The organism is Pseudomonas fluorescens group sp., from assembly GCF_020093335.1.
Classification (GTDB): Bacteria; Pseudomonadota; Gammaproteobacteria; order Pseudomonadales; family Pseudomonadaceae; genus Aquipseudomonas; species Aquipseudomonas petroselini.
This window is the reverse complement of record NZ_JAIOKW010000051.1, coordinates 1-24,439: the sequence shown is the minus strand read 5'-3', so window position 1 is coordinate 24,439 and position 24,439 is coordinate 1. Positions and strand designations below refer to the sequence as shown.

24 protein-coding genes are annotated in these 24,439 nt (G+C 60.5%); 17 read left to right on the top strand and 7 right to left on the bottom strand.

The features are described 5' to 3' along the window. Positions 1 to 242 precede the first annotated feature (242 nt). The gene (locus K7431_RS28545; protein WP_012723774.1) at positions 243 to 1,148 is read left to right on the top strand and encodes a hypothetical protein; all 906 of its coding nucleotides are present in this window, start codon (positions 243 to 245) and stop codon (positions 1,146 to 1,148) included. Between the two features lie 287 nt (positions 1,149 to 1,435). Here the strand turns inward: K7431_RS28545 and K7431_RS28540 are convergent, their stop codons facing one another. Together K7431_RS28540 and K7431_RS28535 are read right to left on the bottom strand one after the other, a co-directional pair. Beyond that, entirely contained in the window at positions 1,436 to 2,344 is a 909-nt protein-coding gene (locus K7431_RS28540; RefSeq protein ID WP_012723775.1) for a MurR/RpiR family transcriptional regulator, read from the bottom strand. An 82-nt stretch (positions 2,345 to 2,426) separates the two neighbouring features. Continuing rightward, on the bottom strand, positions 2,427 to 2,630 hold the full coding sequence (locus tag K7431_RS28535) for a hypothetical protein (RefSeq protein WP_139238017.1): 204 nt from the start codon (positions 2,628 to 2,630) through the stop codon (positions 2,427 to 2,429). On the opposite strand from K7431_RS28535, the gene K7431_RS28530 reads away from it, so the two are divergent. The 13 genes from K7431_RS28530 to K7431_RS28470 all read left to right on the top strand — a co-directional run bounded on the left by K7431_RS28530 (position 2,629) and on the right by K7431_RS28470 (position 18,011). Further along, complete coding sequence (locus K7431_RS28530; protein WP_012723776.1) at positions 2,629 to 4,566, top strand: bifunctional 5-dehydro-2-deoxygluconokinase/5-dehydro-2-deoxyphosphogluconate aldolase; 1,938 nt, start codon at positions 2,629 to 2,631, stop codon at positions 4,564 to 4,566. The two genes, K7431_RS28535 and K7431_RS28530, sit on opposite strands and share 2 nt — an antisense overlap. Positions 4,567 to 4,784: 218 nt before the next feature. Next, complete coding sequence (gene iolE, locus K7431_RS28525) at positions 4,785 to 5,678, top strand: myo-inosose-2 dehydratase (protein WP_043205231.1); 894 nt, start codon at positions 4,785 to 4,787, stop codon at positions 5,676 to 5,678. After that, positions 5,675 to 6,463: a 5-deoxy-glucuronate isomerase gene (iolB, locus tag K7431_RS28520; RefSeq protein WP_012723778.1), complete on the top strand. Its 789-nt coding sequence runs from the start codon at positions 5,675 to 5,677 to the stop codon at positions 6,461 to 6,463. The genes iolE and iolB overlap by 4 nt, the downstream gene beginning before the upstream one ends. Positions 6,464 to 6,491: 28 nt before the next feature. After that, entirely contained in the window at positions 6,492 to 7,313 is an 822-nt protein-coding gene (locus K7431_RS28515) for a TIM barrel protein (RefSeq protein ID WP_012723779.1), read from the top strand. A 56-nt stretch (positions 7,314 to 7,369) separates the two neighbouring features. Next, positions 7,370 to 9,301, top strand: a complete 1,932-nt coding sequence (gene iolD / locus K7431_RS28510) for a 3D-(3,5/4)-trihydroxycyclohexane-1,2-dione acylhydrolase (decyclizing) (protein ID WP_012723780.1) — start codon at positions 7,370 to 7,372, stop codon at positions 9,299 to 9,301. 19 nt (positions 9,302 to 9,320) lie between these two features. Further along, positions 9,321 to 10,331 (top strand): Gfo/Idh/MocA family protein, encoded by a 1,011-nt coding sequence (locus tag K7431_RS28505; RefSeq protein WP_012723781.1) that lies wholly within the window; start codon positions 9,321 to 9,323, stop codon positions 10,329 to 10,331. Positions 10,332 to 10,426: 95 nt separating this feature from the next. Next, a complete protein-coding gene (locus K7431_RS28500) occupies positions 10,427 to 11,455 on the top strand; it encodes a Gfo/Idh/MocA family protein (RefSeq protein ID WP_012723782.1) in 1,029 nt (342 codons plus the stop codon). A gap of 127 nt (positions 11,456 to 11,582) precedes the next feature. Next, complete coding sequence (locus tag K7431_RS28495) at positions 11,583 to 11,759, top strand: hypothetical protein (RefSeq protein WP_012723783.1); 177 nt, start codon at positions 11,583 to 11,585, stop codon at positions 11,757 to 11,759. A gap of 48 nt (positions 11,760 to 11,807) precedes the next feature. Then, complete coding sequence (locus tag K7431_RS28490; protein ID WP_012723784.1) at positions 11,808 to 12,743, top strand: sugar ABC transporter substrate-binding protein; 936 nt, start codon at positions 11,808 to 11,810, stop codon at positions 12,741 to 12,743. A gap of 65 nt (positions 12,744 to 12,808) precedes the next feature. After that, positions 12,809 to 14,362 carry a sugar ABC transporter ATP-binding protein gene (locus K7431_RS28485; protein ID WP_043205233.1) on the top strand — a complete coding sequence of 518 codons (1,554 nt, stop codon included), beginning with the start codon at positions 12,809 to 12,811 and terminating at the stop codon, positions 14,360 to 14,362. A 27-nt stretch (positions 14,363 to 14,389) separates the two neighbouring features. After that, entirely contained in the window at positions 14,390 to 15,412 is a 1,023-nt protein-coding gene (locus K7431_RS28480; protein WP_016975559.1) for an ABC transporter permease, read from the top strand. A gap of 420 nt (positions 15,413 to 15,832) precedes the next feature. After that, positions 15,833 to 16,237 (top strand): TraR/DksA family transcriptional regulator, encoded by a 405-nt coding sequence (locus tag K7431_RS28475; RefSeq protein WP_003191666.1) that lies wholly within the window; start codon positions 15,833 to 15,835, stop codon positions 16,235 to 16,237. A gap of 97 nt (positions 16,238 to 16,334) precedes the next feature. After that, a complete protein-coding gene (locus K7431_RS28470; protein WP_370636188.1) occupies positions 16,335 to 18,011 on the top strand; it encodes a methyl-accepting chemotaxis protein in 1,677 nt (558 codons plus the stop codon). 221 nt (positions 18,012 to 18,232) lie between these two features. Here K7431_RS28470 and K7431_RS28465 read toward each other — a convergent pair whose 3' ends face one another. The 3 genes from K7431_RS28465 to K7431_RS28455 form a co-directional block, all read right to left on the bottom strand. Continuing rightward, positions 18,233 to 18,469 (bottom strand): DUF2789 domain-containing protein, encoded by a 237-nt coding sequence (locus K7431_RS28465; RefSeq protein ID WP_043205235.1) that lies wholly within the window; start codon positions 18,467 to 18,469, stop codon positions 18,233 to 18,235. Between the two features lie 67 nt (positions 18,470 to 18,536). Continuing rightward, entirely contained in the window at positions 18,537 to 18,767 is a 231-nt protein-coding gene (locus tag K7431_RS28460) for a hypothetical protein (RefSeq protein ID WP_043205236.1), read from the bottom strand. A gap of 110 nt (positions 18,768 to 18,877) precedes the next feature. Further along, positions 18,878 to 19,153 carry a hypothetical protein gene (locus K7431_RS28455; protein ID WP_012723790.1) on the bottom strand — a complete coding sequence of 92 codons (276 nt, stop codon included), beginning with the start codon at positions 19,151 to 19,153 and terminating at the stop codon, positions 18,878 to 18,880. A 417-nt stretch (positions 19,154 to 19,570) separates the two neighbouring features. Here K7431_RS28455 and K7431_RS28450 point away from each other — a divergent pair, with 417 nt between their 5' ends. Together K7431_RS28450 and K7431_RS28445 are read left to right on the top strand one after the other, a co-directional pair. After that, on the top strand, positions 19,571 to 20,020 hold the full coding sequence (locus tag K7431_RS28450; protein WP_046034041.1) for a hypothetical protein: 450 nt from the start codon (positions 19,571 to 19,573) through the stop codon (positions 20,018 to 20,020). Positions 20,021 to 20,153: 133 nt separating this feature from the next. After that, positions 20,154 to 21,170, top strand: coding sequence for an ABC transporter substrate-binding protein (locus K7431_RS28445; RefSeq protein WP_012723792.1), 1,017 nt, complete (start codon positions 20,154 to 20,156; stop codon positions 21,168 to 21,170). A gap of 137 nt (positions 21,171 to 21,307) precedes the next feature. On the opposite strand, the gene K7431_RS28440 is transcribed toward K7431_RS28445, so the two are convergent. Then, positions 21,308 to 23,434, bottom strand: coding sequence for a TonB-dependent receptor (locus tag K7431_RS28440; RefSeq protein ID WP_043205237.1), 2,127 nt, complete (start codon positions 23,432 to 23,434; stop codon positions 21,308 to 21,310). 95 nt (positions 23,435 to 23,529) lie between these two features. Beyond that, positions 23,530 to 23,919, bottom strand: coding sequence for a DUF2946 domain-containing protein (locus tag K7431_RS28435; RefSeq protein WP_043205239.1), 390 nt, complete (start codon positions 23,917 to 23,919; stop codon positions 23,530 to 23,532). 93 nt (positions 23,920 to 24,012) lie between these two features. Here K7431_RS28435 and K7431_RS28430 point away from each other — a divergent pair. Then, a partial coding sequence (locus K7431_RS28430; protein ID WP_224265966.1) for a DUF3995 domain-containing protein occupies positions 24,013 to 24,439 on the top strand: 427 nt, incomplete at its 3' end.

Here is a 24,439-nt window from a genome sequence, read left to right as displayed (position 1 = left end):
CGCTTCCTAAATAAAACTTCATCTTGGCAAAACTGACACAGATTTCATCACCGCTCAGTGCATGGAATGCATAACGCCCGCCTTAAACGATCGATTCTTGCAACTTGCATGGTTTTGGTAAGTTCAAAATACTTAAGCTATTGATCTATAACGATTTTAAATTTAATCGCGACTGGCATGGTGACTGCACTGTCCCTTTTGAGACTTGTAACACTATTTTTCTGCCTTGGAGCAAAACAACAATGATTACATCCTCATCCACGCTGCAAGAGTCGAGCGCGCTCTCCGGGGTTTCCTGGGGGGCGATCTTTGCCGGGGCCGCTGCTGCGGCTGCGTTGTCGCTGATCCTGGTACTGCTGGGCTTCGGCCTGGGCTTTTCGGCGGTGTCGCCGTGGGCCGACAGCGGTATCAGTGCCAAGGGGCTTGGCATTTCCACGATTGTCTGGCTGGCGTTCACGCAGATCGTCGCGTCCGGGCTGGGCGGTTATATCGCCGGTCGGTTGCGCGTGAAGTGGGCCAATATGCACGGCGATGAGGTGTACTTTCGCGACACCGCCCACGGCTTCCTGGCCTGGGCTGTTGCCACGCTGATCACGGCGGTGCTGGTGGTGGGTTCGGTCAGCAGTGTCGTCAGCGGTGGCGTCAAAGCCGGCGCGAGCGTTGCAGCGGGCGCCGCCAGTGGTATCACCCAAGCGGCCGGCAGTGCCGCCAAGGGCGTCAACGGCGGCGACTTCGATTACTACGTTGACAGCCTGTTCCGCGATGATCGCCCGGTTGCCGTCAGTGAAGACGCGGCCCACGGCGTGGTTGCACGCATCTTCACTCGCACCCTGAGCAACGACGGCCAGCTTGCCGCCGAAGATCGTGCCTACCTGGCCCAACTAATCAGCCAACGCACCAACCTCAGCCAGGCGGATGCCGAGGCGCGAATCGACAAGGTCTACGGCGATGCCCGTAAAGCCGTTGAAGACGCCAAGCTCAAAGCCAAGCAAGCCGCTGACACGGCCGCCAAAGTCGCTGCGTATACCTCGCTGTGGACCTTTATCGCGCTGTTGATCGGTGCATTTTTCGCCAGCTTCGCAGCCACCTTCGGCGGTCGCCGTCGCGATGCCGTGGTGTATGTCGACACCGAACACTTCGTACGTTAATTCAAGGAGAACATCATGCGCTCATTACTTCTGTGGTTCCTCGGTATCCCAATCCCGATCATCATCCTGATTGCGATATTCGTGCACTGATAGCACGTCTTACTCGGTAAAAAACTGTGGGGGCGGGCTTGCTCGGGAATGCGGTGTATCAGTGACTCATGAGTTGACTGACACGGCGCTTTCGCGGGCAAGCCCGCTCTCACATTGGGTGGTGTGTAGCGCCAGCCAACTTGTCACCACGGCCGCGCGCTGGCAGCTATTTACTGATCACAAGGTGGGGCAGCAGGTCAGTCATCAAACCCAACCTGCTCGTGGATCTCGTCCACTTTCAACTCCAACCGGTACGCCACCGCAATAAACAGCGCTTGGCACAGGCACAGGGTGGCGCTCAACGAGCGGAAGGCAAACGACGAACCTTCATTGACCAACAGCACCGCGTTCGCGCGCTTGGCCAGGGGCGACAGGTTGCTGTCGGTGATGATCAGCGTCTTGGCCTGGTGGTGCTGGGCGATGCGCAGGCAGTGCTGGGTCTCTTTGCCGTAGGGCGTGAAACTGATGGCGATCACCAGGTCATTGGCGCGCACGCTGCGCATCTGCTCGCGGTAGCTGCCGCCCAGGCCCGAGATCAGATGGATGCGCTTGTTGGTGTGCTGCAGGTTGTAGACCAGGTAATCAGCCACCGCAAAGGAGCGGCGCACGCCGACCACGTAGATGTTGTCGGCGTTGACCACCAGGTCCACGGCCTTGTCGAAGGCCACGTCATCCAGTTCCAGCCCCAGGCGCTCGATTCCGGACAGGGTGGCGTTGACGCACTCGCGCGCCAGGTCGCCGCCGCTGGCTTTCTGCGACTTGTTGGCGATCATGCTGCGGATGCGCTGCTGGTAGTTCTGCACCGGTGTGGTCTTGTGGGTGTAGGCCTCGCGAAACAGCGCCTGCATCTCACTGAACCCACTGAAACCGAAGCGCTGGGAGAAGCGCACGATGGCCGACGGGTGCACTTCGCACTCACGGGCGATGTCGCTGATGCGGTCGACCATGATCCGGTCGCTCTGCTGGCTCATGTAGCTGGCGATGCGCTTGAGTTGGCGCGGCAGGCTCTCGTATTCGTCGGTGATCAGCTGCAACAGGCGCTCGGCATTGATCGGAGGGCTGGCGATAGAGTCTTCCAGGGTGGTCTCGGGATCGGTGCGGGACATGGGCAATCCTTCTGGCGTGTTCTTCTGATGCGCTGATGGGTGGCGCAAGTCTACAGGGTAGGCGCAAAAAAATACCTCGGCATCACGGCGGCCATGGCCTGCTGAAACGATGCACTGCCGCTTGCATGCTCTTGTACAAGCTTAATGGAAAAAATATTCCAATGAAAAAATATATGGAATAAATATTGATTGGCGCCGCAGGACGTTCTAGTCTGCTCCCACCAAGAGCGTTTGCCGTCGCCACGGCGGCAAAACGCAGGCTGATAAAAATAACAGGAGCCAGCATGGGCCAGACTCGTTTTGCCAGTGGGCGTCAATTGGATCTGATTTGCCTCGGGCGCCTGGGCGTCGACCTCTATGCACAGCAAGTGGGTGCGCGGCTTGAGGACGTATCCAGCTTTGCCAAGTACCTCGGCGGATCCTCCGCCAACATCGCTTTCGGCACCGCGCGGCTGGGGCTCAAGTCGGCGATGTTGAGCCGGGTCGGCGACGACCATATGGGGCGCTTCCTGGTGGAATCGCTGGCGCGTGAAGGCTGCGATGTCAGCGGCATCAAGGTCGACCCGGAGCGCCTCACCGCCCTGGTGTTGCTCGGCCTCAAGGACCGCGAAACCTTCCCTTTGGTGTTCTACCGCGAAAACTGCGCCGACATGGCCTTGCGTGCCGAAGACATCAACGAAGCCTTTATCGCGTCGAGCAAAGCCCTGCTGATCACCGGCACGCATTTCTCCACCGACGGCGTGTACAAGGCCAGCATCCAGGCGCTGGATTACGCGGCCAAGCACAACGTCAAGCGCGTGCTGGATATCGACTACCGCCCGGTGCTGTGGGGCCTGGCAGGCAAGGCCGACGGCGAAACCCGTTTTGTCGCCGATCAGAATGTCAGCCAGCACGTGCAGAAAATCCTGCCGCGCTTCGACTTGATCGTCGGCACCGAAGAAGAATTCCTGATTGCGGGGGGCAGCGAAGACTTGCTCACCGCCTTGCGTAAGGTGCGCGAATTGACCCCGGCGACCCTGGTGGTCAAGCTCGGTCCGCAGGGTTGCACAGTCCTCCACGGCGCCATTCCCGCGCGGTTGGAAGACGGCGCCATCTACCCCGGTGTGCGTGTGGAAGTGCTCAATGTGCTTGGCGCCGGCGATGCGTTCATGTCGGGGTTCCTCAGTGGCTGGATCAACGATGCGAGTGATGAACGGTGCAGCCAGTTGGCCAATGCCTGCGGCGGCCTGGTCGTTTCGCGGCACGCCTGTGCGCCGGCGATGCCGACGCCTGCGGAGCTCGAGTACCTGTTCAACAGCCCGGTGCCGATTACGCGCCCGGATCAGGACGTGACGCTGCAGCGCCTGCACCGCGTGACGGTGCCGCGCAAGAACTGGAAGCAACTGTTCGTGTTTGCCTTTGACCACCGCTGGCAGTTGGTGGACCTGGCGCAGAAAGGTGGCCAAGACACGACGCGCATCAGCGCCATCAAGCAACTGTTTATCCAGGCCATCGAACGCGTCGAGCAAAAACTCGCTGAGCAAGGCGTGGAAGCCGACGTCGGCCTGCTCGCCGACCAGCGCTTCGGCCAGGACGCCCTCAACGCCGCCAGTGGTCGCGGCTGGTGGATTGCGCGCCCGGTGGAGGTGCAGAACTCGCGGCCGCTGGCGTTCGAACATGGCCGCTCGGTGGGCAGCAACCTGATTGCCTGGCCCCAGGAACAAATCATCAAGTGCCTGGTGCAATTCCACCCGGACGACGAGCCGCTGCTGCGCCTGGAACAGGAAGCGCAACTCAAGGCGGTGTACGAGGCGTCTATCGTCAGCGGCCATGAACTGCTACTGGAAGTCATCCCGCCTAAGGATCACCCGTCCACTTACCCCGACGTGCTCTATCGCAGCCTCAAGCGCCTGTACAACCTGGGCATCTACCCGGCGTGGTGGAAGATCGAGGCGCAGTCGGCCGAGGACTGGAAGAAGCTCGACGAACTGATCCAGGAGCGCGACCCGTACTGCCGAGGCGTGGTGCTGCTGGGCCTGAATGCCTCGGCCGAGTTCCTCGCCGATGGCTTCCAGCAAGCCAGCCAGAGTACGACCTGCCGGGGTTTTGCCGTGGGGCGCACGATCTTCCAGGAACCGAGCCGGGCGTGGATGGCGGGGGAGATTGATGACGAGACCCTGGTCCAGCGGGTGCAAGCCACCTTCGAGCAGTTGATCAATGCCTGGCGCAGTGCCCGAGGCTAAACCCAGTTCTTAATTTGAAATGCAATCCAATGTGGGAAGGGGCTTTTTGTGGTGAGCGGGCTTTTGTGGTGAGCGGGCTTGCCCCGCGCTGGGCTGCGAAGCAGCCCCATTGGCTCTGCGACTAACTCGTCGCGGGACAATCCCCCCCCTCACCACAGCAACCCAGCTTCCACATAAAGCAGATCTCAGTGATACCTGAAAATAATAAAGGTGCAGCCATGCCCGCAATCCGAATTGGCATCAACCCGATCTCCTGGAGCAACGACGACCTGCCGGCCCTGGGCGGTGAAACGCCCCTGAGCACCGCCCTGAGCGAAGGCAAGGAGATCGGCTACGAAGGCTTCGAACTCAACGGTAAATTCCCCAAGGATGCCAAGGGCGTCGGCGACGTGTTGCGCCCCTACGACCTGGCGTTGGTCTCCGGTTGGTACTCCAGCCGCCTGGCCCGTCGCTCGGTGGCCGAGGAAATCGAAGCCATCGCCGGTCATGTCGAGCTGCTCAAACAGAACGGCGCCACGGTGCTGGTGTACGGCGAGGTGGCCGACTCGATCCAGGGCTCGCGCATCCGCCTGATCGAACGCCCACGTTTCCACAGCGAACAGGCCTGGCAGGACTACGCTGACAAACTCACCGAACTGGCGCGTTTTACCCTGTCCCAGGGCGTGCGCCTGGCGTACCACCACCACATGGGCGCTTATGTTGAATCCCCGGAAGACATCGACCAACTGATGAACCGTACCGGCCCGGAAGTCGGCCTGCTGTTCGATTCCGGCCACTGCTACATGGGCGGCGGCGAGCCGATTGACGTGCTGCGCAAGCATATCGGGCGTATCTGCCACGTGCACTTCAAGGACGTGCGCAAACCTGTGGTGCAACTGGCGCGCAACCAGATGTGGAGTTTTCCGGATTGCATCGTCAACGGCACCTTCACCGTGCCCGGCGATGGCGATATCGACTTCGCCGAATTGCTCGATGTGCTGCTCGCCGCCCAATACCAAGGCTGGCTGGTGGTGGAGGCCGAGCAGGACCCGGCTGTGGCGCCGAGCTATATCTATGCGAAAAAAGGCTACGACACCTTACGTGCTCTGTTGAATGAGAGGACCGGAAAATGAGCTTGTTGGTCAAAAGTAGCAAACGCGGAAAAACCATGGTCGCCCTGGAAGAAGGGCGCCTGGAGTACGTGGGCTTTGCCGCCTACCGCCTGAGCCTCGGCGAAACCCTGCCGGTCAGCGCCGGTGATCAGGAGCTGTGCCTGGTGCTGCTAAGCGGCCGGGTGAACATTGAGGGCGAAGGCTTCAACTGGCAGAACCTGGGGGATCGCCAGTCGGTGTTTGAAGACAAATCCCCGTTCGCCGCCTACCTGCCACCGGGCACCGATGCGCAAGTTACCGCCTTGAGCGATGTACAGATTGCCGTCTGCGCCGCTCCCGGCACAGAAGGCTACGAACCACGCCTGATCCGCCCGGAAAACTGCAAGCGCAGCGTGCGCGGTAAAGGCGCCAACACCCGCTACGTGTGCGACATCCTGCCTGACAGCGAGCCGGCGCATTCGCTGCTGGTGGTGGAGGTGCGCACGCCGTCTGGGCACTCGTCGAGCTACCCGCCGCATAAACACGACACCGACGACTTGCCGCACCAGAGTTTCCTTGAAGAGACCTACTACCACCAAGTCAACCCGCCCCAGGGCTTTGTGTTCCAGCGTGTCTACACCGACGACCGCAGCATCGACCAGGCCATGGCGGTGGAAAACAGCGACCTGGTGGTGGTGCCCAAGGGCTATCACCCGGTCAGCGTGCCGTATGGCTACGAGTCCTATTACCTCAACGTAATGGCCGGCCCCAAGCGCGCCTGGCATTTCCATAACGACCCGCAGCACAGCTGGCTGCTGGACCTTTAATCAGCGGTTTGGACGGAGAACAACAACAATGAAATCGCCTTTACGTTTCGCCCTTAACCGCATGGTCGCGCCCCAATTGTCCCTGCCGGATTTCATCCAGTTGGCGGTAGCGCTCAAGTGCGATGCCATCGAGATCCGCAACGACCTGGCGGACAGACAAATTGAATTCGGCACCCCGGCCAGCCGCGTGCGCGAACTGTGCGCGGTGCAAGGCATTACGGTGCTGTCGATCAACGCGTTGTACCCCTTTGATGTGTGGAACGACGAACGCCGTGCCCAGGCGATCACGCTGGCGACCTACGCGCGCGAATGCGGCGCCCAGGGCCTGGTGATGTGCCCGTTCAACGAGCCGGGTGACACGCGCAATGAAGCCCAGCGCGCTGCCGGCTTGCGCACCGCCCTGAGCGAGCTGGCGCCGATCCTGCGCGAATACGGGATTCTCGGTTTTATCGAACCCCTGGGTTTTGAAGAGTGCGCGATGCGCCGCAAACGCGTGGCGGTGGACGCGATCCAGTCCATCGGCGGCCTGGATGTGTTCCGCCTGGTGCACGACACCTTTCACCATCACCTGGCCAGCGAACATGAGTTCTTTCCGGAACTCACCGGCCTGGTGCATATCTCCGGCGTGGAAGATGCCGAGGCACCGCTGAATTCGATTCGCGACGGCCACCGCGTGCTGGTGGGCGAGGGCGACATCCTCGGCAACGCGGCGCAGATCGACACCTTGCTCAGCAGCGGCTACAGCGGCTACCTGTCGTTCGAGCCGTTTTCCGAGAGCGTGCATGGCCTGGCCGACATCCAGCAAGCGTTGGGCGCGAGCATCGCCCACCTGCAGAAATCCCGGACCTGATACCGGACAGGTGATCGCGGTTGATCGACAGATTTGCATTCATTCAAGGTGCGAACATGACCACAACAAGATTGACCATGGCCCAGGCCCTGGTGAAGTTCCTGGATAACCAATACATCGAAGTCGATGGCGTGCAGAGCAAATTTGTCGCCGGGGTGTTCACGATTTTCGGCCACGGCAATGTGCTGGGCCTGGGCCAGGCCCTGGAGCAGGACAGCGGTGACCTTGTCGTGCATCAGGGTCGCAACGAGCAAGGCATGGCCCACGCGGCCATCGGTTTCGCCAAGCAGCACCTGCGCCGCAAGATCTACGCGTGCACCGCCTCGGTCGGGCCCGGTGCGGCCAATATGCTCACCGCCGCCGCGACCGCCACGGCCAACCGTATTCCGTTGCTGCTGTTGCCGGGCGACGTCTACGCCAGCCGTCAGCCCGACCCGGTGCTGCAACAGATCGAACAGTTCCACGACCTGAGCATCAGCACCAACGATGCCTTTCGCTCGGTGAGCAAATACTGGGACCGCATCAACCGCCCCGAGCAGTTGATGACCGCTGCGATCCACGCCATGCGCGTGCTCACCGACCCGGCCGAAACCGGCGCCGTGACCCTGGCATTGCCCCAGGATGTGCAGGCCGAGGCCTGGGACTATCCCGATTACTTCCTGCAGAAACGCGTGCACCGTATTGAGCGTCGCCCGGCCACTGCCGCGATGATCGGTGACGCGCTGGCGGCGTTCCGAGGCAAACGCAAACCGCTGATCATCTGCGGTGGCGGCGTGAAGTACTCCGGCGCCAATGCCGCGCTGCAAGCGTTTGCCGAGCGTTTTGATATTCCCTTTGCCGAGACCCAGGCGGGCAAGAGTGCTGTCGTCTCCAGTCACCCGTTGAACGTGGGCGGGATCGGTGAAACCGGCTGCCTGGCGGCGAACCTGCTGGCGCCCGAGGCCGACCTGATCATTGGGATCGGCACGCGCTACACCGATTTCACCACCTCGTCCAAATCACTGTTCAAGCACGCCGAGGTGACGTTTCTCAACCTCAATATCAGCCCGTGCGACGCCCTGAAGCTCGACGGCGTGCAGGTGCTGGCCGACGCGCAGGTCGCGCTTGAAGCGCTCGCCGATGCCCTGGGCGACTACCGTTCCGGCTGGGGCGAGCAGGTGCGCGACGCCAAGGCGCAGCTGGATGCCGAAGTGGACCGCGTGCATCAGGTGGAATACGCCGGCGACGGCTTCGTGCCGGAGGTCGACGACCACCTGGACCGTGCGGTGCTGCGGGAATTCATCGAGCTGACCGGCTCGTGCCTGACCCAAAGCCGCGTGCTGGGCGTGCTCAACCAGAGCCTGGCGGATGACGCCATCATCGTCGCCGCCGCCGGCAGCCTGCCCGGCGACCTGCAACGCGCGTGGCGCAGCAAGGGCGTCAACACCTACCACGTCGAATACGGCTATTCGTGCATGGGCTACGAGATCAACGCCGCCCTGGGCGTGAAACTCGCCGAACCAACCAAGGAGGTCTACGCCCTGGTCGGCGATGGCTCCTACATGATGCTGCACTCTGAGCTGGCCACCTCGATCCAAGAGCGGCGCAAGATCAACGTGGTGCTGCTCGACAACATGGCTTTCGGCTGTATCAACAACCTGCAGATCGGCAATGGCATGGACAGCTTCGGCACCGAATTCCGCTTCCGCAACCCTGAGAGCGGCAAGCTCGATGGTGGCCTGGTCCCGGTGGATTTCGCCATGAGCGCGGCGGCTTATGGCTGCAAGACCTACAAGGTCAGCACCGTGGAACAACTGGAATCGGCGCTGGCGGACGCGCGTACGCAAACGGTGTCGACGCTGATTGATATCAAGGTGCTGCCCAAGACCATGATCCACGGCTACCTCTCGTGGTGGCGCGTGGGCGTGGCGCAGGTGTCCACCAGCGAACGCACGAATGCCGCCGCAAAAAAACTCAATGAACACCTGGCGAAGGCCCGGCAGTACTAATAACAAGAGGAGTGTTTGTATGTCTTTGAAGCTTGGAGTGATCGGTACAGGCGCCATCGGCCGGGACCATATTCGTCGTTGCAGCCAGACCTTGCTCAACAGCCAGGTGGTGGCGGTGACCGATATCAACCTTGAGCAGGCCGCCAAGGTGGTTGCGGACCTCAAGCTGGACGCCGAGGTGTACCCCGACGGCCATGCCTTGATCAATTCGCCGCAGGTCGAGGCGGTGCTCGTCACCTCCTGGGGCCCGAGCCACGAAGAGTTCGTGCTCGCCGCCATCGCCGCCGGCAAACCGGTGTTCTGCGAAAAACCCCTGGCGGTCACCGCCGAGGGGTGTCGCCGGATCGTCGACGCCGAGGTGGCCTACGGCAAGCGCCTGGTGCAGGTCGGCTTCATGCGCCCTTACGACGAAGGCTATCGCGCCCTCAAAGCGGTGATCGACAGTGGCCAGATCGGCGAGCCGTTGATGCTGCACTGCGCGCACCGCAACCCCACGGTGGGCGAGAACTACAAGACCGACATGGCGATCACCGACACCCTGATCCACGAGCTGGATGTATTGCGTTGGTTGCTCAACGATGACTACGTGTCGGTGCAAGTGGTGTTCCCGCGCAAATCCAGCAAGGCCCTGGCGCACTTGCGTGACCCGCAGATCGTGCTGCTGGAAACCGCCAAGGGCACGCGCATCGATGTGGAAGTGTTTGTCAACTGCCAGTACGGCTACGACATCCAGTGCGAAGTAGTGGGGGAGACCGGTATCGCCAAACTGCCGGAGCCATCCCAGGTGCAACTGCGCAGCGGGGCGAAGCTGTCCAATGCGATTCTGATGGACTGGAAGGATCGGTTTATCGGTGCATACGACGTGGAGTTGCAGGCGTTCATCGACAGCGTGCGCGCCGGGCAGGTCGGCGGGCCGTCGGCGTGGGACGGGTTCGCGGCGGCGGTGGCGGCGGATGCGTGTATCGAAGCGCAGGGCAGTGAGCAGATTGTGAAGATGAGCTTGCCGGATCGCCCACGTTTCTACGGCTAACCACAGTTCCACAGGTGGTATTCACTCAATGTGGGAGGGGGCAAGCCCCCTCCCACATTTGAATCGGGTTTCCACTTCAAGCAAGGAGTGAATGTATGAGAATCGGTCTAGTCGGCTACGGCCACGGAGGGCGCTTCTTTCATGCGCCGCTGATTGCCACACTGCCAGGCGCCACCTTTGTCGGGGTGGTGACGCGTTCCGCAGAGCGCCGCCAGCAATTGGCAACCGACCACCCCGGCCTCAAGGCCTTTGACTCCATCGGCCAGATCGTCGAAGCCGGGGTCGATGCGCTGGTGATCTCCACCACGCTTAAAGGGCGTCCCGCATTAGTGCTGGAAGCCATCGAACACGGCGTTGCGGTGGTCAGCGACAAACCTTTCGCCGCCAACGCCGAACAGGCCCAAGCCCTGATCACTGCGGCTGAACGCCAGGGCTCTTTGCTCAGCGTCTACCAGAACCGGCGCTGGGACTCGGACTACCTGACCCTGCGCAAACTCATCGACGCCGGCGCTCTGGGCACCATCACCCGTTTCGAATCCCGCGTGGAACGCTACAGCCCGCAAGCCGTGGGCAACGCCAGCGGTGGCGGCTGGCTGCGCGACCTGGGCAGCCATTTGGTCGATCAGGCCCTGCAACTGTTCGGGCCGGTAGATCGGGTGTTCGCCCAACTGCACTACACCGCCGAACACCACACCGTGGATCATGGCTTCTTTGTCTCCCTGACCCATGCCAACGGGGTGATCTCTCACCTGTGGGGCAATGCCTTGCAAAACAGCCAGGCCCCGCGTTTCAGGGTCAGTGGCACCGCCGGCTGCTACACCGTCGACGGTTTGGACGGCCAGGAAGACGCCTTGATGGCCGGCAAGTCGCCGAAGACCGAAGGCGAGCATTGGGGCGCTGAAGAACACCGACGTTGGGGCTGGTTCGAACAAGGCCCGGAACGCGAGCGAGTGCCGTCGGAGAAGGGCTGCTGGACGCAGTTCTATCGGCAGTTGCAAGTGGCCGTGCAAGGGCAGGGGCCGTTGCCGGTGGACGCCTATGATGCGCTGGAAACCACCCGTATATTGGACGCCGCACGCCTGAGCGCCGAGCGCCAGCAGGTGGTTTCAACAAAAATAGAATAAAATTCTAAAACAGGTTGATATGGAAATTATTTTCCAATAAAGTCTTTTCCAGGTTGCATAAAGTACGTTCGGACTCGATTCGCACGACTCAACAAAAACAAGATCAAAAACAACCAGGTACCGTCAGATGAAAATCTTCAACGCTGTACTGCGAGTTTTACGCCCTGCCCACACGCCACGCGGCCTGCCCCGCGCCCGGCCGTTCTACTTCTCCTTCCTTAATGTGCTGTGCGTCGAAAACAAAGGCGCGCTGGTGTGCTGCATTCCAGGCGCACCGGTCGTCCGGCTGCCTGCCGAGCTCTGAAAAACGCAACGTCCAAAAAACCAACAAGAAAGTGGAGACAGACCGTTCATGAAGACCCCGATCCGTTTTACCGCGCTGGCCTTGTCCATGCTGCTGGCCAGTGGTTTTGCCTCGGCTGCCGACCTGAAGATAGGCGTGAGCATGTCCGCCTTCGATGACACCTTCCTGACTTACCTGCGCGAAGACATGGACAAGCAAGCCAAGTCCTATCCCAAGGGCGATGGCGTGCAGCTGCAGTTCGAGGACGCGCGTGCCGATGTGGTCAAGCAACTGAGCCAGGTCGAGAACTTTATCAGTCAGAAAGTCGACGCGATCATCGTCAACCCGGTGGATACCGCCTCGACCAAGAACATCATCAATGCGGCGACCAAGGCGGGCATCCCGCTGGTCTTCGTCAACCGCCGTCCCGACCAGAAAGACTTGCCCAAGGATGTGGTCGCGGTGACCTCCGATGACATCGAGGCGGGTCGCCTGCAAATGCAATACATCGCTGAGAAACTCGGCGGCAAGGGCAAGATTGTGATCCTGCTGGGTGACCTCGCGAACAACTCCACCACCAACCGCACCAAGGGCGTGAAGGAGGTGCTGGCCAAATACCCGGACATCAAGATCGAACAGGAACAGACCGGTATCTGGCTGCGTGACAAGGGCATGACCCTGGTCAACGACTGGCTGACCCAAGGTCGCGAATTCAACGCCGTGTTGGCCAACAACGATGAGATGGCCATCGGTGCGTCCATGGCCCTGAAGTCGGCGGGTACCAAGCCGGGCAGCGTGCTGATCGCAGGTGTCGACGGCACCCCGGACGGTCTGAACGCGATCACCAAGGGTGACATGGCCGCGTCGGCGTTCCAGGACGCCAAGGGTCAGGCGGTGGGATCGGTGGAAGCGGCGCGCAAAATGGCCAAGAAGGAGCCGGTCGAGCAGAACGTGATTATTCCGTTCCAACTGATCACTCCGGAAAACGTCGCCCAGTTCAAGTAGCCCTGACATAACAACAATAAACCGGCAGGGCGGTCGTGCCCGCCCTGCCGATGGAGTACCTCCCTATGCTCGCTCAAGCCGCTGTCTCGCAGCCCCCCGGCCTCCAGCCGTTGCCGCTGGACGAACCCTACCTGCTGGAAATCGTCAACATCAGCAAAGGCTTTCCCGGCGTCGTGGCCCTGGCCGACGTGCAATTGCGCGTACGCCCTGGCACGGTGCTGGCGCTGATGGGCGAGAACGGTGCGGGCAAATCCACGCTGATGAAAATCATCGCCGGCATCTACCAGCCCGACGCCGGGGAAATTCGCCTGCGCGGCAAGCCGATCGTATTTGAAACGCCCCTGGCGGCCCAGAAGGCCGGGATCGCTATGATCCACCAGGAACTCAACCTGATGCCGCACATGAGCATCGCCGAGAACATCTGGATCGGCCGCGAGCAGCTCAACAGCCTGCACATGGTCAACCACCGCGAAATGCACCGCTGCACGGCAGAATTGCTGGCACGCCTGCGCATCAACCTGGACCCCGAGGAACACGTGGGCAACCTGAGCATCGCCGAGCGGCAGATGGTCGAGATTGCCAAGGCCGTGTCCTACGATTCCGACATCCTGATCATGGATGAACCGACGTCGGCCATTACCGAGAAGGAAGTGGCCCACCTGTTTTCGATCATTGCCGACCTCAAGGCCCAGGGCAAAGGCATCGTCTACATCACGCATAAAATGAACGAAGTGTTTGCCATCGCCGATGAAGTGGCGGTGTTTCGTGACGGCCATTATATCGGCTTGCAACGCGCCGACAGCATGAACAGCGACAGCCTGATCTCGATGATGGTCGGCCGTGAACTGAGCCAGCTGTTCCCGGTGCGCGAGACGCCGATCGGCGACCTGCTGCTGTCGGTCCGCGACCTGCGCCTGGACGGTGTGTTCAAGGACGTCTCCTTTGACCTGCATGCCGGCGAGATCCTCGGCATCGCCGGGTTGATGGGCTCAGGCCGCACCAACGTGGCGGAAACCATTTTCGGCATCACCCCAAGCGACGGCGGACAGATTGAACTGGACGGCAAAGCGGTGCGTATCAGCGACCCGCACATGGCCATCGAGAAAGGCTTTGCGCTGCTGACCGAGGACCGCAAGCTCAGCGGCCTGTTCCCGTGCCTGTCGGTGCTGGAAAACATGGAGATGGCCGTGCTGCCGCACTACTCGGGTAACGGCTTTATCCAGCAGAAAGCCCTGCGTGCGCTGTGCGAAGACATGTGCAAGAAGCTGCGGGTGAAAACCCCGTCCCTTGAACAGTGCATCGACACCTTGTCCGGCGGCAACCAGCAGAAGGCGTTGCTGGCGCGCTGGCTGATGACCAACCCGCGCCTGCTGATCCTCGATGAACCCACGCGGGGCATCGACGTGGGCGCCAAGGCCGAGATCTATCGCTTGATCTCGTTCCTGGCCAGCGAAGGCATGGCGGTGATCATGATTTCCTCCGAGCTGCCCGAAGTGCTGGGCATGAGCGACCGGGTCATGGTGATGCACGAAGGCGAATTGATGGGCACCTTGGATCGCAGCGAAGCGACCCAGGAAAAAGTCATGCAGTTGGCCTCCGGGATGACGGCAGTCCACTGACGTACAGAATAAAAAAGGTGATTGGCTATGAACGCAATAACGGATAACAAACCGGCGACGGTGCCAACCAAGAGTCGTCGACGCATGCCCACCGAGCTGAGCATCTTCCTGGTGCTGATCGGTATCGGCCTGGTGTTTGAATTGTTCGGCTGGATCGTGCGTGACCAGAGCTTCCTGATGAACTCCCAGCGCCTGGTGCTGATGATCCTGCAGGTGTCGATCATCGGGCTGCTGGCCATCGGCGTGACCCAGGTGATCATCACCACCGGTATCGACCTGTCCTCCGGCTCGGTGCTGGCATTGTCGGCGATGATCGCCGCCAGTTTGGCGCAGACGTCAGATTTTTCCCGGGCGGTATTCCCGAGCCTGACCGACTTGCCGGTGTGGATCCCGGTGGCCATGGGGCTGGGTGTGGGGCTGTTGGCGGGAGCGATCAATGGCAGCATCATCGCCGTTACCGGTATCCCACCGTTTATTGCCACCTTGGGCATGATGGTTTCGGCGCGCGGCCTGGCACGTTATTACACCGAAGGCCAGCCGGTGAGCATGCTGTCGGACTCGTACACGGCCATCGGCCATGGCGCGATGCCGGTGATTATCTTCCTGGTGGTGGCGGTGATCTTCCACATCGCCTTGCGCTACACCAAGTACGGCAAGTACACCTACGCCATCGGCGGCAACATGCAGGCGGCGCGGACGTCGGGGATCAACGTCAAGCGTCATCTGATCATCGTCTACAGCATCGCCGGCTTGCTCGCAGGTTTGGCGGGGGTCGTGGCGTCGGCTCGCGCTGCGACGGGTCAGGCCGGCATGGGCATGTCCTATGAGCTGGATGCGATTGCCGCGGCGGTGATCGGCGGCACCAGCCTGGCGGGCGGGGTAGGGCGCATCACCGGTACTGTGATCGGCGCGCTGATCCTCGGGGTGATGGCCAGCGGGTTTACCTTTGTCGGGGTGGACGCGTATATCCAGGACATCATCAAGGGCCTGATCATTGTGGTCGCAGTGGTGATTGACCAGTATCGCAACAAGCGCAAGCTCAAACGCTGAGATCGTCTTACGGCCAACACACATCAAATGTGGGCGCTGGCTTGCCTGCGATTGCATCCACTCGGTAGCCCTGACCGACCGAGTCGCCTGCATCGCGGGCAAGCCCGACGCCCACACTTGATCTTTATTAGGCCGTTCTAACCGTTTGTCTTCTATATAGCTCCACAACACTGAATTTCTTGCTATAAACGCACTCCGATAACCATTCGCCAAGCCCGTCCTGGTGCCTTTTGGGGTTATCTCGGAAAAATTGCCTGTCATTTCAGTTGCTGCGCCCTCAAGTCGGCCTTAGACTGCCGCCCCTCGTAAATTGAGTGCCGGGTGGCGCTTGAAATGGACGGCGCCTTTCCGAGACCTGCAGAGGTCGACCGGAACGCTCCCTTATTCGCCTTAATGCACGTATTTTTTATAGAGAAATCAATGACAAAGGAAAAGTTGCTGGCCATGCCGGCGGATGACTACATGAATGCCGAACAGCACGCTTTTTTCGAGAAGTTGCTGCAAGACATGAAAGTGGAACACCACGAGCGCATCGAACAGAACCGCATCGCCATTGAAAGCCTGGACACCCCGGCTGACCCGGCTGACGCCGCTTCCGTGGAAGAAGAGCGCACTTGGCTGGTCAATGCCATCGACCGCGACCAGCGCATGCTGCCGCAACTTGAGCGTGCACTGGAACGCATCAAGGAAGATTCTTTTGGCTGGTGCGATGACAGCGGCGAGCCTATTGGCCTCAAGCGCCTGCTGATCAGCCCAACCACCAAATACTGCATCGAAGCGCAAGAGCGCCACGAGCAGATCGACAAGCATCAGCGCCAAGCCTGATGCGGTGAAGCTGGGGGATCGCCACGCCGTTCCCCCAGGGAAAGACCCCGTTACACCCCCTCTATTGATCTGCTGCAAGCTACCCCACTAAAGGCCCATGGATAATGGCCCGATAGTGGCGTTTAATGCAGTGACAATAACGACAAGCAGTGGGGTGGCGAAGATGGCTGGAGACGGATCTCTGATGGGCGCAGCAGTGCCACCGCAACCGGTGGTGCGCGGGTTGCCCGGCTGGTTCACGCAGCTGATGCAGAGCGCCGCCCTGGTGTTGCTACTGCTGGGCCTGGCGTTTGCCAGCCTGCCGCTGTACCTCTGCCTGCCACTGGCCTTGCTGGTGATCTGGCTGCCTCAGCTGAAACGCCGCACGCCGGTTATTGCGTCTGCCGAGGCCGTCGATGCCATTGGCGAGCTGACTCGCGACCTGTCCCACACCACCAGCCATAACGCATTGTCCGCTGCCGGCGTGGCCTATTCGGTCAAGCAACTGGCCGCCCGGTTGCAGTCGCAGTTGAGCGCCGCCAAGCAGATTGTCAGCAGTGCCGAAGTGATGATTGGCACCGAAAAGATCACCTCCCAACTCAGTCGTGAGGCTCTGGAAGCCGCGAGCCAAGCCCATCAGCGCAGCACCGAGGGCCGCGAAGTGCTGGCCCAATCAATTACCCGCATGCACCAACTCAGCCAGCGCGCCAACGCGAGCCGTGAACTGATCGAAGCCTTGAGCCAGCGCAGTGAAGAAATCCAGCGGGTGACCCTGGTGATCCAGTCCATCGCCAGCCAGACCAACTTGCTGGCGCTCAATGCGGCCATTGAAGCGGCGCGGGCCGGTGAGCACGGTCGTGGCTTCGCGGTGGTCGCGGATGAAGTGCGCGGGCTGGCCGGCCGCACGGCCACGGCCACCGATGAAGTGGGCGTGATGGTGGCGGATATCCAGCAACGTACCGCCCAGGTGGTAGAGCAGATTCGCCAGCTTTCGGCGGACCTGCACACTGGCGTCGAGCAGGTGGAGCACGCTGGCGAGCAGTTGCAAAGTATCGCAACGCTGGCGGCGGGTGTGGAAGGCCAGGTGAATGAAATCGCCCAGGGCACCGACACCAATCGCACCCAGCTCGACAGCCTGTTCCATGCCGTGGAACAGATGCGCAGCGACCTGGCCGTCAGTGACCAGCAAACCCGTCAACTGGCCGATGCCGCCGTGCAGATGGAAGGTCAGGCCGAAACCATCAGCGAGCGCCTGGCGGCAGTCGGGCTGGATGACTACCACCAGCGTATCTACGACCTGGCCCGCGAGGGTGCGAGCCGGATTGCCGCGCAATTCGAAGCTGATGTGCAACAGAACCGCATCAGCCTGGATGACCTGTTCGACCGCAGCTACACGCCGATTGCCAACACCAGCCCGAGCAAGTACCACACCCGGTTTGACGGCTACACCGACCAGGTGCTGCCGGCGATCCAGGAGGCGCTGTTACCACGGCATGAAGGGTTGGTGTTCGCCATCGCCTGCACGCCGCAGGGCTATGTGCCGACGCACAACAAAGCGTTTTCCCAGGCGCTGACCGGCGACATGCAAGTGGATGCGGTGCAGAACCGCACCAAGCGCAAGTTCGAAGACCGCACCGGGATCCGCTGTGGCAGCCATCAACAGGCAGTTCTGCTGCAAACCTATACCCGCGACACCGGGGAGCTGATGCACGATCTGTCGGTGCCGATCATGGTCAAGGGTCGGCACTGGGGCGGCCTGCGCCTGGGCTATAAACCCGAGGCTGTGAGGCGCTGACGTAAATTAGGCTTTTCCGGAATGGGCATAGGTATCGACACATATTGTAGTGAGCGGGCTTGCCCCGCGCTGGGTGGCGAAGCCGCCCCAATAAAGACATCGCCGAGTTCCAGATAGAACTAGGTCGCTTGGTTTGGGGCGGCTTCGCCACCCAGCGCGGGGCAAGCCCGCTCACTACAGGGAGATTTTTCAGCCTTTGAACGTTGTGTAGATATCTACCGTCAGTGCGGTTGATGCAGGCGTTGGTTGAGTTCGTCCACCGCGATCGCCCATTCGGCGTCTTCGCGCAGCTCTTCCTTGAGAAAACTTGCCTGTTGTGCGGACCAGAAAGGCGCATCGATCAACTTCACGTCGTCAGGCAAAGGGTGCGCGACGATAAACGCATCGATGGCCTCCGGAGTTGAATCCAGGCCCAATTGTTCAAACAGGGTTTCAAGGGTGGGGATTGGCGCGTCCATTTCGTTCTCCATGCAGGGTGGTCGTTATGCATGGGAGGGTTGTGGCGCGGTAGAGTTCTATCGGATGTCAGGAATTCAGGGCCCCGGCATCCACAGCGGTCTTTAACGCCTTGGCGGCGTCCTTTGCGGCGACGGCGGCGGCGTCGGCGGTTTTGAACCAGCGGTCTTTTTCCACCTGGTGTGTGGTGACAGTGGTCAGCGGTGGCTTGGCCCGCATGACAATCACTGCTTGAAATTCACCGTCTACCTCCCTTGCGTCGCCATGGATGAAAAATTCGCCGATATCAAATTCCGTCACGTAGAGCCTTCCCTTGGAGATAACTGCACTGGAGAAACCTGGCCCGCGGGGCACAAACTTCAGTGGACGGGCCAGTATGGCAGTTGTTGCGGGTCGGCGGCGCAGTTAAGTTACCCGGCGGACGAAACGATTGCGCTGTGGGAGGCCTGCAACAGGGCTTCAAGTTTCTTGGCCAGCTCACAGGCCTTGACATGATCGCTGCGAAAGCCTTTGATTCGACCGCTGAGCACTTCACGGATGTGGAAAAAGTTTCTGCCGGCAGGTACGACTTGGTAGAGAACCGAATCCGAGTACCCACCAAAGCCGTTCAAACGGTAGTATTGAGCGCTGTCCTGACAGGATGAACGGGTGTGCGAAGACATAGCGCTGTAGGGTGATCGTTGCATGGCCTGCTCCTTTCGATCTAGCCGGATGACGTTATTGCAGCGTTTTGAGTGGTTTTGATCCTTGCTGCTGTTTTAGTATTGTTGTCGCCGGCCCGCGCACGGTTCCACGACAGTGTGTTTATTTGTGTTTGCGTGTCGGAAAACTGCATTTTTAATCAGGTTATTCTCTGACGTTGGTCGGCGCGTATTCTCGTGCCGTGGAACCTGTGATCTCCTGTGGTGCCTGATGACCTCGCACAAGGTCTATCGCATACGTGCGCACTCGTCTTACGGCGCGATGGCGGGATTAACTTCAGTTTTTTTCAAAGAATGAGTGATGTGGTCGTGCCGTGATGGCCGTTTTTTTGTGCTGCCCGCTCTGGCGGACAGCGCTCTTTTCGATGTGGGGGCGTTTCCTTGGCAGTCAGTAATCTGGATATGCACGCGTTATTCGTGCTGGGTGATTTGCGCGCAAAGTTGGTTAAACAGTTTCAATCCCGTTTCGTTTACATCACCGAGCAGACGCCGGAAGGCATCTACATCGCCGAAATCGACACCGAAGCGGCGATGGTGGTGGATGACAAGCCCCGCCTGGAACTCAAAGTCGGTGACCATTTCCGCGCGGCGGTGTTGCCGAGTCGTGAAGGCGGCAAGTTCGAGTTGAAGTTCCGCGACATCAAGTTGACCGTCTATGGCTTGGGCGAATACGCCTTTGTGTCTTCAGCCGAAGGCCAGGGCATTGTGTTCAAGGAAGGCCACAGCGTGATGCTGGTATTTGCCGCCACCGAGCAACTGCAGGAAGGCCTGACCAAAACCCTGAAGGCCGTGACCGGCAAGGCCGCCAAATGGCGCAAGGGTGAACTGGTGACGTTCAAGGCCAGTGAATAATCAGTAAAAACAGCGAACACCCGTTATCTCCCGGAACCTCTACTACAGTTGAGTTGACTTAATTGTTCAGAGGCTTCGCGCATACGCAGCAAAGCCGTCCGCCATTGGCTGCGATATCGCGAGGTGCGAAGGCATGAAAGGATTGAGAACACTGTTGGCAGCATCCCTGACGACCCTGGCACTGTCAGTGACGACGTTGCCGGTTTCAGCGGCCCAGGCACCGATCCATTTTGCCGACTTGAACTGGGAAAGCGGCAGTCTGATCACTGAAGTGTTGCGGGTGATTGTCGAGAAGGGCTACGACCTGCCCACCGACACCTTGCCGGGCACCACCATCACCCTGGAAACCGCCCTGGCGAAGAACGACATTCAGGTGATCGGCGAAGAATGGGCCGGCCGCAGCCCGGTGTGGGTCAAGGCTGAGGCCGAAGGCAAGGTGGTAGGCCTGGGCGATACCGTCAAAGGCGCAACCGAAGGCTGGTGGGTGCCGGAATACGTGGTCAAGGGTGACCCTGCCAAAGGCATCAAGCCCCTGGCGCCGGGCCTCAAAAGCGTGACGGACCTGGTGCATTACAAGGACGTGTTCAAGGACCCCGAATCCCCAGGCAAAGGGCGCTTTCTCAATAGCCCGATCGGCTGGACCTCGGAAGTGGTCAACAAACAGAAGCTCAAGGCCTACGGCCTGGATGACAGCTACGTGAACTTCCGCAGCGGTTCGGGCGCGGCACTGGATGCCGAGATTGCCTCGTCGATCCGGCGTGGCAAGCCGGTGCTGTTCTACTACTGGTCGCCGACGCCGCTGATGGGACGCTACAAGCTGATCCAGCTGGAAGAACCGCCGTTTGATGCCGAGGCGTGGAAGACCCTGACGGATGCAGATAACCCTGATCCGAAGCCGACGCGGTCGTTGGCGTCGAAGTTGAGTATCGGCGTTTCTACGCCGTTCCAGAAGGAACATCCGCAGATTGCCGAGTTCTTTGAAAAGGTCGAGTTTCCGATTGAACCGCTGAATAAAGCCTTGGCGACCATGAGCGAAAATCACACCGCGCCACGTGAGGTGGCCCAGGCGTTTCTCAAGGAACATCCCGAGGTGTGGAAGGCATGGTTGACCGAGGATGTGGCGCAGAAAGTTGAAGCCAGCCTGAAATAACCACGGATCTTTCAGTTCAATGCAGATCAGTGTGGGAGGGGGCTTGCTACCGATTGCAGCGTCTTAGTCACGGCATGGTTGACTGATTCACCGCTATCGGGAGCAAGCCCCCTCCCACATTCAGTTGCACTCCAAGATTAGAACCGGGTCTGTACCGCCAACTCAAGGGTTCGTGGCGAGCCCAAGTAATACGCCGGCGACACATGCGCAAACTCGGCATACACCTCATTGGTCACGTTGCGCACCCGGCCCGTCACCGAGGTGTGCGAGTCCACCTTATAGCGCAGGAACGTTCCGAACAGCGTGTAGGCTGGTACCGTCTGGGTGTTGGCATTGTCCGCAAACACCTCGGCCACATACCGCGCATCCACGCCACCTTGCCAGTCCTCGGCAAAATCATACGTCAGCCACAGGTTGCCCACGCGCTTGGGCACGTTGGTGGGCGTGTTGCCTTTGCGTGAGACCACCGCGCCGCTGGCGATTTTCTCATTGAAGTCCTCGTATTCGGCGTCAACCCAGGCGAAGTTGCCTTCCGCCAGCAGCCTGGGCGTGATGCGCAGTGAACTCGCCAACTCGATGCCCCTGGAAGACTGCGCGCCGACCGGGATGCTGTTGGTGGGATCCAGCGGATCGGTCACGGCAAAGTCCTTGCGCTCGATCTTGTAGGCCGCCACGGTGGCCGAGCCGCGACCGTCCAGGTAGTCGAACTTACTGCCCACTTCCCACTGTTTGCCCGTCGAGACCTCAAACACTTGCGTGGTGGTCGTCGGTTGCTCGGCGGCGGTGCTGTATTGCACATACACATTGGCCGAGGGGATGAACTGATAGGTCAGGCCCACGCGGCCGGTCACCGGTTCCCAGCGGCGCTTGAAGTGGCGGGGGTTGGTGGCGGTTATCGCCCGGTGGTTGGTGACGTCCAGGTCGATGGCGTCATACCGCAAGCCGGTCAGCAGCGACAGTTTATCGGTGAGGCCCAGACGGTTCTCTACGAATAATGCCTGGGTGGTGACTTCGTTGGTCTTGTCCTTGCCGACGTTCTCTCGGGTTCGCGGGATGTCATAGAAGTGGCCGGGATCGAAGTTGTTTGGGTCTACCACGCTGTTGCCTGGCACATTCAGTGGGGTGTTGGTAGTGCTGTTGACCTTGTACTCGAAACCGCCGGACCAGGTGGCCGAGAGTCCGAAAATGTGGTCCTCGTGGCGCCACTCGAACTGGTTGCCGTTTTGTTCGCCCTGATGGCGCACCTGATAGGCCGTCGAGCGGTTTACCGCGCTGTTGTCGGCGTTGTACTGGTAGGTTTCCAGGTTGCGGTAATCGCGCTGGCTGTCCAAATGGTAGAGGGTGTTTTTCAGCGTTGTGCTGTCGTTGAGGCGGTAGTCGATGATCGAACGCACCCAGAGCGTGCGCTGTTCGTAGCGGCCGTCGGCGACGTTGTAGTTGTTGAAGCGGTTGCGCTTGTCGATCTTCAGTTCGCCGACCTTGGGGTTGAGCACCGGTGTGCCCCAGTAGGGGCTGTCTTCATGCTCATCCTGGTATTCCAGCGCCAGGGTGTGGGACAGGTTCGGGGTGAGATCGCTGAGCAGGGAAAACGCCAGGCTCCAGGCGTTGCGCTGGTCGCGGTCGATGTAGCTGTGGTTGGTGTTGCGGCTTACATCCAGGCGAGCGTAGTGCTGCACCTCGGCGCCGGGGTCGGTCAGGGCATGATTGACACCGAAGGCCATGCCGGCGGTGTCATAACTGCCGTAAGTGAGTTGCCCTTCGGCAGCCTGTTCCTCACGGGTGGCCAGCTTGGTCACGTAGTTGAGCGAACCGCCCACTGAGCCTGCGCCGTTGATCAGCGAGGAGGGGCCGCCCACCAGCTCCACCCGGTCATAGATCCACGCATCCACCGGGCGTGCCAGGCCGGTGGCGACGTTGATGCCGTTGAACATCTGGGTGATCTGGCTGCTGGTAAAGCCACGGTAGGAGACAAACCCGCCAAACCCCGGTGGAGCGCTGGCGTTAACGCCGGGCAAGGTATTGGCCGCATCGCGGAAAGTCTTGGCGCCGTGGTGCTCGATGTCATTGCGAGTGGCGATGGCCACTGACGCCGGGGTTTCCCGCACGCTCAAGCCCAACCGCGACGCCATGCCGCTGGATTGGTCCAAAGCCAAACCGGGCTCGACGGCTTGTTCGCCATCGATGGTCGTCGGGGCCAACTCAAGGGCCCAGGCGCAGACAGGCAAGCAGCCGAACAGGCCCGCCAACAGGGGTAGATGTTTCATGGTTGAATCCTGAAAAACTTGGCTTGAAAGCAACGCACAGCCATCCGTATTTCCTTGCGGAAACGGCGCTCAGTGCAGATCAGAAAGCGAAGGACTCAGGCGAAGGCAGGCGGCGCGCGCGGGTGGGCCGTGGGCCAGGTGAAGCGGGCAGGGATGTCAGCAGCCAGGACGATGGCAGGCGGGGGGGCATGAGGCTGTGGCAGCACCGCCACATTCAGGCTGGAACTCAGCGCCGGGCCCATGCCGCCGGTGGAACACAGCGGACAACCAAACGCCTTGGACAGTGTAGGCAAATTCCCTTCAGGGGCATTGGACGGCGTGGGCGCCTGGGTGCGCGGGTCCACCGTACAAAACTGACCGCCGATGCCATTGAGCTGCATCCCGACCATCTGCCCATGACCGATGCTGCAGGCGAACACATTGAACAGGACGCAGCAGTAAAGCATCCAGGCAATGAGCGAGCGATCGGCACGGGCAAGTTTCATGGGGCGGCACTTTACCATCAGCCGCCGACGAAATGCCTGCAGAAAATCTCAGGGCGACTATTCTGTTTCGCACCTTTTCAGGGAGAGCCAGCCATGAGCTTTGTTGTCGCACGATGGATTGTCGGCGTTTTTACCTGCATCAGCATGGTCCACCTCTACTGGGCCGCCGGCGGCAAACTCGGCAGCCTCGCCGCCATCCCCCAACTGCCCGGCGAATTCGCCAGCGGCCCAAAGCCAGCGTTCAAGCCCTCGGGGCTGGGGACGTTCCTCGTGGCGATGGGGCTGGTGGCGATTGCGCTGTTGGTGTGCCTGCGGGCTGGACTGTACTTCTCGGCGGTGTCCCATGGTGCGCTGCAGTGGGGGATCAGCGCGATTGCCGTGGTGATGTTTGCAAGGGCGATTGGGGATTCGGAGTTGGTGGGGTTTTTCAAGAAGGTGGGTGGGTCACGGTTTGCGAGGTTGGATACGTATTTTTATTCGCCATTGTGCTTGGTGTTGGGGGTGGGGTTGTTGGTGGTGG